This is a genomic window from Polaromonas sp. P3_B1, assembly GCF_056402935.1.
In genome coordinates this window covers 1-12,577 of sequence record NZ_JBFUGK010000031.1, presented here as the reverse complement: position 1 = coordinate 12,577, position 12,577 = coordinate 1, and the positions used below count along the sequence as shown (strand labels likewise).

6 protein-coding genes and 1 pseudogene are annotated in these 12,577 nt (G+C 61.4%); 3 read left to right on the top strand and 4 right to left on the bottom strand.

Annotation, left to right across the window (positions count from 1 at the left end):
• Positions 1–2 precede the first annotated feature (2 nt).
• The 3 genes and pseudogenes from AC1DXS_RS17415 to AC1DXS_RS17405 all read left to right on the top strand — a co-directional run.
• A pseudogene (locus AC1DXS_RS17415) lies at positions 3–281 on the top strand (DUF6973 domain-containing protein); the annotation flags it as partial.
• 384 nt (positions 282–665) lie between these two features.
• Positions 666–7,295, top strand: a complete 6,630-nt coding sequence (locus tag AC1DXS_RS17410; protein WP_477738784.1) for a calcium-binding protein — start codon at positions 666–668, stop codon at positions 7,293–7,295.
• 84 nt (positions 7,296–7,379) lie between these two features.
• Positions 7,380–7,895 carry a hypothetical protein gene (locus tag AC1DXS_RS17405; RefSeq protein ID WP_477738729.1) on the top strand — a complete coding sequence of 172 codons (516 nt, stop codon included), beginning with the start codon at positions 7,380–7,382 and terminating at the stop codon, positions 7,893–7,895.
• A gap of 15 nt (positions 7,896–7,910) precedes the next feature.
• Here AC1DXS_RS17405 and flgL read toward each other — a convergent pair whose 3' ends face one another.
• The 4 genes from flgL to AC1DXS_RS17385 form a co-directional block, all read right to left on the bottom strand.
• Positions 7,911–9,128 carry a flagellar hook-associated protein FlgL gene (gene flgL, locus AC1DXS_RS17400; RefSeq protein ID WP_477738728.1) on the bottom strand — a complete coding sequence of 406 codons (1,218 nt, stop codon included), beginning with the start codon at positions 9,126–9,128 and terminating at the stop codon, positions 7,911–7,913.
• A 10-nt stretch (positions 9,129–9,138) separates the two neighbouring features.
• Positions 9,139–11,124 (bottom strand): flagellar hook-associated protein FlgK, encoded by a 1,986-nt coding sequence (flgK, locus tag AC1DXS_RS17395; protein WP_477738727.1) that lies wholly within the window; start codon positions 11,122–11,124, stop codon positions 9,139–9,141.
• A 495-nt stretch (positions 11,125–11,619) separates the two neighbouring features.
• Positions 11,620–11,982: a methyl-accepting chemotaxis protein gene (locus tag AC1DXS_RS17390; protein ID WP_477738726.1), complete on the bottom strand. Its 363-nt coding sequence runs from the start codon at positions 11,980–11,982 to the stop codon at positions 11,620–11,622.
• A gap of 123 nt (positions 11,983–12,105) precedes the next feature.
• The coding region (locus tag AC1DXS_RS17385; RefSeq protein ID WP_477738725.1) for a methyl-accepting chemotaxis protein at positions 12,106–12,577 on the bottom strand (472 nt) is incomplete at its 5' end.

The window sequence follows — 12,577 nt, the reverse complement described above, 5'->3', positions numbered from 1 at the left end:
AGATGGCAATCTTTGATAAATATCTAACGGTTCTTACCCCCGCAGCCAAGCAGTCCATCCAAGAAATGTCCTACTCAGGGCTACCTGGACGGACAGATGGTCCTGCAGATGCATATCGACATCTGCTTTGGGCGGCAGAACTAACAAGACGGCTTGGACAGCCGTTAGCAAGAGCAGTTCTCGATGGGCATGAGTTCATGGATTTTGGGACTGCTCCTCAAAACGCCGCACAACATGCAATTGACTATCACAACAACGAGTTGGGTATTAAGTTAGGCATGAAGATTCGAGAAGCCGGAGGTACTTGGTATGAAGTGGTTCAAGGAGCACGATCACTAATACTCGCAGCATATTCAAACCCGAACCTTACGGATGTCCAAAATGTAAATTCACTACCTAGTCCTAATGGAGGCGCTACGTGGGCCACCAATCAGTCGGATTGGAAAGTCAATCCGAAATTTGTTATTGGTGGAGTAGAGGCGCCAATTGCGCTAGCAAACTGGGGACCTCCAAAATTTCCTTCTGATACAGCTTGGGACGAGAAAGCTGAAAGGCCGAATTTTGAGTGGGACCCTGCCTCCAAGCAATTCGTCCTCCGCTGGGGTAATTGGACCATCTCAGATTTAATTAATCGATTCGAAACGGAAAGCACGTACCTACCTGCAATGGTTGACGCATCTACGACCGAAACCTTTCAGCTCGGCGCTGAAGGTGCCTCATCTGGTTACAGCGTCATTGCGACCACTCAAACTTCAACGGGCACAACCACATACCAACTCAAAGACGCTGAAGGCAATCCTGTTGCCAGCGGTGGTAATTACTCCGTCGCACAAAACAACACGATAGCCTTTGATGTCGGCACATCAAGGCAGGTGTATGACCTCAATACCGGACGTATGGTTGCACAAATCGATGCTAATGGCGCCGGGTTTGTAATTGGCAAAGACGGCAACGATACCCACTACAGTGCAGGTCAGCTCAACTACAGCAGCAACAGCGGTGTACTAAACGCTACGGTCGATGGACAAGTTACCCAATTCTTTGTCACCAACAATAGCGTCGCTTTGAATGATTACCACATAACCGTCTCGAATGCAGAAGGTGGGAAGACGATCTATGAGCGCAAGGCCGACGCAGACGCAGGCTATACCGTTCGCCAAATCAGTACCGACGAGGAAGGCAACGTGACGCTTGACTTCACCGGTCATCAAGCCAGTTTGACGGCCGAAATCAATCCTGTTTTGGTGACAGAGAAACTGGGCGGCGTAGAAACCAGCAGTTTCTATGACGGCGGCGGAACTCTAACCGGACGCAGCAAGACGCTAAATGAGTCGGACGGTTCTCCCACCAATGACAGTCTGGCCAACATGCTGCAAAGCCTGCGCGGTGCGACGGGTGATCTGGATGACCTGGTACTGGATGCAGCCGAACTGCGCACCCTGAGCGGCTCCCAGGGCGAAGGCGAGGCCTGGGGCGGCGCCCGCTTGCTGACGCTGGGAGACAGCACGCTGGGTGACTACTATCGCCATCACCACGATATCCAGACTGGCGCCGCTATTCCCCTGCAGCTCGACAACCCGGAAACCCAGGGCTTGGGCTTGCTAGGCGGGTTTGACCTTGGCAACGGCGCGAGCGTGCTGGACGGCATCAGCAGCGATGCCTCTGCCAGCTGGAACTACCTGAACAACTCTGCCGGTGGCATCGACTACATCGATTGGGGCTATGACACCAGCGTGGTCGACTATGCCAGCAGCTATACCTACGATACCAGCGCCTATAGCTACAGCAGCTATACCTATGACAGTTATGACTACAGCGCCTACAACTACGGCAGCTACGACTATGGCTGGAGCAGTTGGTGGCCCGTCGCACTGGATATGGACGGCGACGGTGTTGAGCTGGTAACCCAGGAGGACAGCCATGCGTGGTACGACGTCAAGGGTGATGGTTACCGGCGCAACATCGGCTGGATCGGCAGCGACGACGCGCTCCTGGCCATTGATGAAAATCACGACGGCAAGATCACGGATGCCCGGGAATTGTCTTTTGCGATGTGGACGGCGGATACCGGTGACACTGACTTGCAAGCCCTCAGGACGGCCTTCGACACCAACCATGACCAGAAACTCGATGCCCAAGATTCACGCTTCGTCGATCTGAGGGTGTGGCAGGACAAGAACGGCGACGGCGTGAGCGACGCGGGCGAGCTCAAGACCCTGGCCGAGGCCAGTATCAAAAGCATAGGCCTCAGTGTGGCTCAAACCGACTGGAGCAGCGGCGGTAACCGCGTGGCTGGCTTTGCCACTTACGAAAAAACCAACGACACGCGAGGCTGGGCTGCAGACGTCGGGCTCGGTTATGACACCCAGGGCTGGAAGGCCAGCGTGGAAAGCAACCTGTTACGCATGACGGAAAGCGGTGGCCTCGTTTATGGCATTGCACGCAACAATGCGCTTGCCCTTGACTTAGGCGCACAGGGCCTGGACGCAGCCATAGGAGGCACCGGCAGCGACACACTATCGGCCGGCAGCAAGATAGCCGTGCTGCTGGAAGGTGGCGCGGGTGACGACAAACTCACCGGCGGTGCCGGCGATGATTGGCTGGCGGGGGACGCCGGTTCGGACACGCTATCCGGCGGCGACGGCGACGATACCTTGGTGATCGACGCGCAGGATGCGCAAGCCAACCTCAACGGCGGGTCAGGCTTCGATATGACGGTGGTGGCCGGCAACACCGCCGTGACACTGGACCTGGGAGCGGCGGGCATAGAAGCAGCAGTAGGCGGCGCCGGCAATGACAACCTGCGTACCAGCGGCACAGGCCGGGTGATTCTGGCCGGCGGGGCTGGCAGCGACAGCTTGTCTGGCAGCGTAGCAGGCGACTTGCTGTATGGCGGCACCGGCGATGACACGCTTAAAGGCGGACGAGGCAACGATGTGTACGTTTTCAATCGAGGCGACGGCAACGACACGATCGTCGACGCAGCTACGACGATGGCTACGACCGTCACCACACGGGTCGAGTATTACCCGGTGGCCGTGTTGGCGGGGCCGGTAGTTGGAAACGCTCTTTACCAGCAAAGTCTTGACCAGGCAGTCAGGATTCTTGGCGCAGAGCCCGTCGGGAGCGCGGCTTATTCTCAGATTCTTACGATGGTTTTGGGATCCAGCCGCTATTGGCAATACACCACGGCCAGCCGGACAACAGAAACGACTAGCACGACAGAAGTAGAAATCGATGCCGGCCAGGACGCCTTACGCTTTGGTGCGGGTATCGGCCGGGAAGACTTGGCGTTGACGACTACCGGCTCCGACTGGATTTTCAGCATCGCCAACAACGGCATAGCGAGCGGTGACCGAATCACACTGGAAAACCAGACCAATAGCAAGGCGTGCATCGAGTCCGTGGAGTTCTCCGATGGGCAGAAGTACGCCATTGAAGACTTGGTGTTTGGTACAGCGGGCGCAGATATTTTGTCGGGCACGGCGGCGGCGAATGTGATCAACGGTGGGTCCGGTGGAGACACAATGCGCGGCGGCGTCGGCGATGATTTTTACGTGGTCGATAGCGCGAGTGATAGCGTGCTGGAGAACGCCAATGAAGGTACGGATTCGGTACTTTCCAGCATCAGCTACACCCTAAGCGCCAATGTTGAGAACCTGACCATGACCGGCGCTGCGGCCCTCAATGGCACCGGTAACACATTGAACAATGTTCTGATTGGCAACGGTGCGGCCAATGTGCTGGATGGCGGGCAGGGCAATGACACCTTGGACGGTGGCGGGGGTGCGGACACGCTGAGTGGCGGTGCCGGGGACGACCGATATCGCTTCAGTCCGGGTAGTGGGAAGGACTCCATTGTGGACACCAGCGGCAATGACCGTATTGTGTTTGGTACTGGGATTGGCGCTGCGCAGATCACCGCCAGCATGGTCAATGGCCAAGTCACCCTGTCCGCAGCACTTGGCGATAGCGTGAGCTTTGCCGCGCCGGCCATCAATAGCTACGCGGTCGAGAAATTTGAGTTTTCCGATGGCAGCGTGAAAGATGCCGCCTGGCTCAATGGTTTATTGAACGTAGCCCCTACCGGCGCCAACAAAACGCTGACCTTCAACGAAGATGGCAGCTATGCCATCACCGCTATCGACCTGGGCTTTAGCGATGCCAATCCCGGCGACAGCCTGAGCGCGGTACGCATCGACAGCCTGCCAGGAGCCGGTAGCTTGAAACTCAATGGCATCAATGTCACGACGGCTCAAGTCGTCAGTGCTGCCGACCTGGTGGCTGGTAGGCTGGTGTTCAGTCCGGCCGCCAATACCAACGGCTACAACTACGCGAGCCTGACGTTCTCAACCAAAGACCAATTCGGTGCCTTTGACGTAGTACCCAACACGCTGGCCTTCGATGTCACTTCGGTCAATGATGCGCCCACAGGGGCGGTAACGATCAGCGGTACGCCAATCCAAAAACAGCTCTTGACAGCGACCAATACACTGCTCGACGTGGACGGCCTCGGTACGATCAGCTATCAGTGGCTTGCGGGCGGTACGGCCATTGCGGGCGCCAACAGTTCCAGCCTGATCCTTACCCAGGCGGAGGTGGGCAAGACCATCAGCGTCAAAGCCAGCTACACCGACCTGAAGGGGACTGGGGAAAGCGTGACCAGCGCAGCCACCGCGGCAGTTGCAAACATCAACGACGCCCCTACCGGCGCGGTTACCCTGCAGCGAGGCGGCGTCGCTCTTAACACCGTCACGACCGTCCAGCAAGGCGACACCCTGAGCATCGCCAGCACCCTGGCCGATGCCGATGGCCTGGGCGCGCTGAGCTACCAATGGCAAAGCTCGGTGGACGGCCTCAACTGGAGCGCGATCAGCGGCGCCACCGCCAGCAGCTTCGGGCTCACGCCCACCCTGGCTGGCCAGAGCATACGCGTGACTGTCCGCTATACCGATGGCTTTGGCTTTGTGGAGAACCTGAACTCGGCAGCCACCGCAGCGGTCAACCGCATGCTCGGCACAGCGGGCGCCGACACACTGGCCGGCACCGCAGGCGTGGATCGCCTCGAAGGCCTGGCCGGCAATGACGGGTATACCGTCAACAACGCGGGCGACATGATTGTCGAAAACCTCAACGAAGGCCTTGACACTGTCACCAGCTTCGTGGACTACACCTTGCCGGCCAACGTCGAGAACCTCGCCCTGGCCGGTGCGGTGGCAATCAACGGAACCGGCAATGCGCTGGCCAATACGCTCACCGGCAACAGCGCTAACAACTTGCTGACGGGTGGTTTCGGCGCGGACACCTTGACAGGCGGGGGAGGAGACGATGTGCTCGACAGTCTTATCGCAGCTACCTCCATCACACTGTTTGTCATGGGCACCACCAGCGCTAAGTATGTCGTGGACGGTGGGCTTACCGGCTCTCTTGCGTTCACGGACGGCATCCTCCCCGCGGTCGTAACCGGCCAGCAGCTGAAAATCCACACCGGCGTGAATCCCGTCAAGGTGTATGTCACGCCCGGTAGCCGGGTGGACGCCAGTGCACTTATGACGACCGGAGACCGCATCTACCTGAGCGGGAAAATGGCGGACTACAGCCAGACGATTGACCAGGACGGGGGTATCTACACCTTCACCCGCATCGCAGGCCTGTCGGCCGGGCAGAGCGAAAGTGCCATGGTGTCGGTGTCAGATGGGGATGCACGCTTGTATTTTTCCGACGGCAGCATAGGACTGAACGGCCTCACCGACGCACGCCTGCTGGACCTCGATACCTTTGTTTTTCATCCCATCCAGCAAAGCTGGCTCACGAGCGGCGCGCAAACCTGGCCCGCCAGCATTCCTCTCCTGAGCCAGGGTGCCGACCGGCTGGTGGGCGGCCTGGGCAATGACCGTTTCTTTGTGGACGATGCGGGCGATGTGGTAGTGGAAAATCTCAATGAAGGGACCGACACCGTCACGAGCTTCCTGGACTACACCCTGACGGCCAATGTCGAGAATCTTTCGCTGGCGGGCGCGGCCGCCATTAACGGCACCGGCAATGCTCTGGACAACACACTGACCGGCAACAGCGGCAATAACGTGCTGATAGGCGGCTTCGGTGCGGACACTTTGATAGGCGGTGACGGCGACGATGTGCTTGATGGCCTCGTTCCGGCATTGGGTGCGTCGGTGGTGGTGTATATGACGAGTGCTGCGGTCGCGAAATATTCCGTGAACGGTGGGCCGGCTACTGTGTTTTCGCTCGCGGACGGCATTGTGCCCGGCGTATCGGCAGGCCAGTCCTTGACGGTCAAAAACGGTATCAATCCTGTCAAGGTGTATGTCACTCCGGGCAGCCAGATGGACGCCAGCAACCTTGTTGCGTCAGGGGACCGCATCTACTTGAACGGGAAGCTAGCGGACTATAGCCAGACGATTGACCAGGACTTGGGTACCTATACCTTCACCCGTATTGCGGGTCTGCCGGCGGGGCAGAGTGAAAGCGCGATGGTGACCGTGTCCGATGCGGACACCCGCCTGTATTTTGCCGACGGCAGCATTGGCTTGAATGGCCTCACTGACGCGCGCCTGCTGGACCTCGACACCTTTGTGTTCCATCCCATCCAGCAAAGCTGGCTCACGGGTGGCACGCAAACCTGGCCCGGCGACGTTCCCCTGCTGAGCCAGGGCGCGGACCAATTGGTGGGCGGCCTGGGCAATGACCGTTTCTTCGTGGATGACGCGGGTGACGTGGTGACCGAATTGGCCGGTGAAGGAAGCGATACCGTGCAGGCCAGCGTCAGCTATACGCTGGGCGCCAATGTCGAAAACCTCACGCTGACAGGAAGCACCGCCATCAACGGCACGGGCAATGCCCTCGCCAATGTGCTCGGCGGCAATGCCGGCAACAACACCCTGGCCGGTGGCGGCGGTAGCGATACGTATGTGGCCTACCGCGGCATGGCTCAAGACCGCATTGTTGAAAACGACGCCACCGCAGGCAACACCGACGTGCTGTCCTTCGGCGCCGGCATCGCCAACGACCAGCTGTGGTTCCGCCACACCGGCAACGATCTGGAAGTAAGCATCATCGGCACGGCCGACAAAGCCATCGTGCAGAACTGGTACCTGGGCGATCCCTACCATGTCGAGCAGGTCAAGAGCGGCGACGGCAAGGTGTTGCAGCACACCGACGTGGACAAGCTGGTGAGCGCCATGGCAGCCTTCGCGCCGCCGGCCATGGGCCAGACCAGCTTGACGGCTTCACAGCAAACGGCGCTCGCGCCGGTGTTGGCGGCAAACTGGCACTAGGCTCGCGTGCGAAAGACTCGCTCCGGGAACTCAGAACCGGAGCAAGCTAGCGCTTGAATCCAAGAAAAAGGGAAAGAATCGATCATGGCGAAACCTCCAGATAGCCCCACCGGGCCACTCAAGCCGCTGTTTTTCATGGGCCTGGCGCTGTTGCTAACGCCAGGCATCGTGACGTTCGCATCCTTATGCCTGCTACCTCAAGTAGAGCTGACGTTGGTGTTCACACGCTTTCCTGGTTTGGTCACATCGCCCGAAATGATTGTTGCGGCCTTGCTGGCCGTGGTGATAGGCATGGCGATCTGCCTGGTCATCGCCGTACTGAGCAGCAAAAGGCCAACACTGGCCGACATGATGGCCATTGAGCTATCCCAAGCGTTTGCTTTTTTTCTGGCGATTGCAGCCTTGCTTCACAACCCGCAGGAGGAATTTTGCAAAGCCGGCCCCGTGGGGTCTGCACTCGCGAAGGCCTTTCAGCTTGAAAGCTGCAGCTTGACCACCGACTTCTGGATGCAAGCCGGCGTCGGTGGTCTGGTGGCCGCGGCTTTTTTCGTTCTGGTGCTGAGATTGTTCCGCGCGGCCGCCCAGGCTATTTCCAGCTGATCGAAACTACCCCGCCTACAGGTAGTTAAACAAAGCAATCTGCTGAATCCGCACAAAAGTCTGCTGGCTGGCCTGCAGTGCGGTCTGGCGTTGGTAGAACTCGGCAATCGCGCTGGCGTAGTCCAGGTCCTGCAGGTCTGAGAGGTAGCTTTTGTCGTAGAGGGCGCGGCTGTCGCCGGTGTCGCCCAGGGCGTCTAGTTCCTGCAGGCGGGTGCCGACCGAGGCGCGCACCGTGAGCACGTTGTCGTGGGCGTTGGTGATTTTGCGGTTGGCGGTGCTCAAGGCGTTGAGCACCTTGGACTGCGCGGCGGGGCCGGCGCCGTCGACCGGAGAGCGCAGCGCGGTGATGGCGTCGCTGATGGCGGCGAAGACGTCGGTGCCGGCGTTCTTCGCGGTGGAAGCATGGAAGCTGTCGCCGGCCGCGGGCGTGCCGGTGATGCTCAGCTGCAGGCCGCCGAACTGGATGGGGCTGCCGGCGGTGAAGGTGGTGGAGGGCACGATGGCCACCGGCGGCACGGTGTTGGTGTCGACCTGGTAGGTGGTGGGCGTGGTGAAGGTGATGACGAAGTCTTTGCCGTAGTTGGGGTCGGCGATGTTGGTCACCGAGGTCGCGCCGAACACGCCGCTGCCGGTGTTGCCGGCCTGGGCCTGGGTGACATAACCCGCACCGCCCTGCACGCTCTGGAAAATGCTGCGGCCGTCGTCGCTGCCGGCCATCTGGCGCGAGACGTCGACCTGCATCAGGCGCTGGCCCTGGTCGCCGGCATAGAGGATGCTGCCGTCGGGCTGTTTCACAAAAGGTGGGCTGCCCGTCTTGAAGCCGGCAAACAAAAACTGGCCGTTGCCGTCGTCGGTGTTGGCCAGGCCCTGCAACTGGTCAAACGCGCTTTGCAAGGTGGTGGCCAGGGTGGCGCGGTCGGCGTCGGTCATGGTGCCGTTGCCGGCCTCGACCAGCAGGCTTTTGACGTTCTGCAGCACGGTGGTCACGCTTTGCAGGGAGTTCTCTTCGAGCGAAAGCATCTGCTCGGCCTGCTTGCGGCTGGTGGCGTACTGCGAATTGAGCGCGATGGACTGCGAAACCGCGAGTGCGCGTGTGGCGCCCAGCGGGTCGTCCGAGGGCGCGAGGATTTTGGTCATGGCGCCGATTTGCTGCTGCACGCGCAGCAGGCTGCTTTGTTGCGAACCCATGGCGCTCTGGCTTTGTTCATAAAAAGACTGGGTGCTGATACGCATCATGGGCTCCTTAGTTGATCCCGAGGACCGCGTCAAACATGGTCGATGCCGTCTGTATGACCTTGGCATTGGCCTGGTACATCTGCTGGAACATCAGCAGGTTGGCGGTTTCCTCGTCCTGGTTGACGCCGGAGACCGACTGCTGGGCCGAGCGTATCTGCGTGGCCAGGCTGGTCTGCGCCGTGCCGGCGATCTGGATCTGCCTGGCCTTGTTGCCGACGCTGCTGACCAGCTGCGCGTACGAGTCGGTAAAACTGGCCGTGCCGCCGCCCATGGTTTTTTTGTTCTGCAGCGCGCCCAGCAGCAGCGCGTTGCTGCCGTCGGAGATACCGCCGGTGTTTTTGTCGACGGTAAAGCTGTCGCCGTTGGCCGGCGCGCCGCTGATCGTGAGGCTGATGCCGTTAAAACTGAAAGTCGCGCCCGGTGTGTAGCTGACGGAGGCGCCGGGCGCATACGGGCTGGCCGGGTCGGGCGTGCCGTCGGCGCGCGTCACGGTGACGGACGCGCCGGCCGGGAAGCCCGACAGCTGGTTGGTGGCCGCATCGTAAGTGAGCGTCACCTTCGCGGCCAGCGGCGTGGCGGGGTAGGCCGCGTCCACCTTGCCGGCGCTGATCTTGCCGCTGCCCTGGTTGGCCGCCGTGTTGCCGGTCACGATGGGCGAAGCCGCCGCGATTTTGGCCGGGTCGCTGACCAGCACCGTGAGGTCGCGCGCGCCGGTGCGCGTGGGCTGGATCAAAAACGAATCGCCGGGCGTGCCGGCGCCGCTGGCCAGTGTCAGCGTGACGCCGTCAAAGGTCGTGGTGTTGGCGGGCGCGGCGCCCGGGAAGCCGGCGGTCATCGGTATCACCTGGTTGTCCGACAGGCGCGTCAGCGTGTAGCTGGGGCCGGCGCCCACGTCCAGGCGGTAGTCGCTGGTGGTGAGCTGGCTGGTGTTGGAGAACGTTGGCGTGAGCACCAGGTTGCCGGTGTTGCGGCTGTTCGACAACACGCTGGGGCTGGCCTGCGAGAAGAAGTTGGTGCCGAGCACGCCATTCAAATCGACGCCCAGCTTGTGTTGGCTGTTGAAGGCGTCCGACAGCGCGATCGCGATGCGGCCCAGCGCGTTCTGCGCGGGGGCCAGGGTTTCACTGCGGAACTGCATCAGCCCGCCGAGCATGCCACCGCTGAGCATGCTGTCGGGCATCTGCACCGCCACGCCGGCCGCGTTGACCACGGCGACAGCCATGCGGCTGGGGTCGGCGGCCGAGCGCACCGCCGCGAGTTTGGCGGCACTGTCGCCCAGCACCAGCGACTGGCCGTTGCCGATGGAAATGTTGTACTGGCCGCCGTCCTGCACCACCAGCTTGGTGCCCACCAGCAAGCCGAGCTGGTTCACCAGCTGGTCGCGCTGGTCCAGCAGGTCGTTGGGGGCCTGGCCGCCAGAAGCATTGCTGAGCAGGGCCACCTGTTTGTTGAGGCTGGCGATCTGCTCGGCATAGCTGTTGATCTGGTCGACGGTGCCCGAGATCTGGTCGTTGGTCGTGTTGTTCAGGCCGCTCAGGTACTGGTCCATGGAACGAAACTGGTTGGCCGCGGCCTGCGCGGAGCTGATCAGCTGCTGGCGCGCGGCAGGGTCGGCCGGCGTGTTGGCCACCGCCTGGATGTTGGTGAACAGCGACTGCAGCTGCGGCGCCAGGCCCGCCTTCTGGTTGGCCAGCAGGTTGTCGATCTGGCTGATCTGCGTGTAGTAGGTCGTGAGCGACTGGTTCAGCGACTGCGCCTGGTTGAGCTGCGAGGCCAGGTAGGCGTCGTAGCTGCGGGTCACGTCGACCACCTTGGCGCCGCTGCCGAAGAAGCCGACGCTGGCGCGGTACACGCCACCGGCTGTCGCGACCTGCGCGGACTGGCGGCTGTAGCCGGGCGTGTTGACGTTGGCGGTGTTGTGGCCGGTGGTCACCAGCGCGGCCTGGGCGGCGTTGAGGCCGCTCAGCCCGGTGTAAAACATGCTATTGGACATAAATCGGGTCTTTCACGGCGGCGCTCCCCTGGGGAATGCGGGTGGCGCATCATGGATGTCTATATACAGAGAGATAACGGCTGGGCCTGGAGGAACTTGAGCTTTATTTCCAATCAAGTGCCTTCTTGTTCCCTATCCCCCTGGGAGAGGGTTAGGGTGAGGGCTCTCCTGGTCTGGAGGGGTGGCTCATGTTTCGTATGCCGCTGGCCCTCACCCCTACCCTCTCCCAGGGGGAGAGGGAGCAAGACACAAATGCCACGCACGCGCGCTCTTTTCCCCATCCCCATTCCCTCTCCCTCTGGGAGAGGGTTAGGGTGAGGGCTCTCCGGGTCTGGAGAGATGGCTAATGTTTGGTACGCCGCCGGCCCTGTCTTGCAGACCGCAGCCCAGGCAGAGCCTGGGCTTCTTCGCGCTGTCCAGATGCGCGCAGGCGCATCCGGAGCCGCAGCGCTCAGCCCCTGCCCTCTCCCCGAGGGAGAGGGAGCAAGACCCGGCTCAAGCCGTCAGCGAGCGTTGCCACCGCTTGGCGCGTTCCTCAAACTGCTGCCGGCGCTCTTCCTCGGCCTGGCCGGCCTTGTACACCGAGTCGCCAATCAGGCCCTTGATTTCCCGGACCGCCGCTGCGCTGCGCTGGGCCAGGCTTTTGACTTCGGCGGCCATCAGGGCAAAACCCCGGCCCTGCTCGCCCGCGTGGGCGGCTTCGGCCGCCGCGTGGGCCAGTGCGCGGGTACGCAGCGCGATGCCGTCGATCATGCCGATGAGATCGGCGATTTTTTCAGGCGGCAATGGGCCGGTGCCGGATGTGGCGCCCGGCGAAGTTTCAACATGGGATACCGGATGGCTTGTGGTCGCGTGCATGCGCACTCCTTGGAAATCAATGGTGTTGGGCCAATGGCTTGCAGGAAAGGCTCTGCCCACGGCACGCCTCCCCCTGCTTATCGGCCTGTCCTGGCAAAACTTGAGGTTTCTTTCCGGGATGCCTTAAAAGGTTTCCCAGCTGCCACCGGCCGCGCCGGCCGCCAGCGGAGGCGCGATGGCCTGCCGGGCCTGGGGTGGTTGCTTCGGCGTTGACATCGGGCGGACAGGATTGGCCGCGCGCGGCGTGGGCTGCGGGTTCTGCGGCACAACACCGTCCTCCAGCTTGAAGACACTGACCGCGTCCGACAACCCGCCGGCCTGCTCCTGCAGCGACGAAGCCGCGGCCGCAGCTTGCTCAACGAGCGCCGCATTCTGCTGCGTGACCTGATCCATCTGCGTGATCGCCTGGTTGATCTGTTCGATGCCGGAAGTCTGCTCTTGGCTGGCCGCGGTGATCTCGGCCATGATGTCGGTCACGCGTTTAACGCTGTCGACAATCTCGTCCATGGTCTTGCCGGCTTCGGCGACCTGGCTGCTGCCCTCCTCGACCTGGTCTTGCCGGCTTCGGCGACCTGGCTGCTGCCCTCCTCGACCT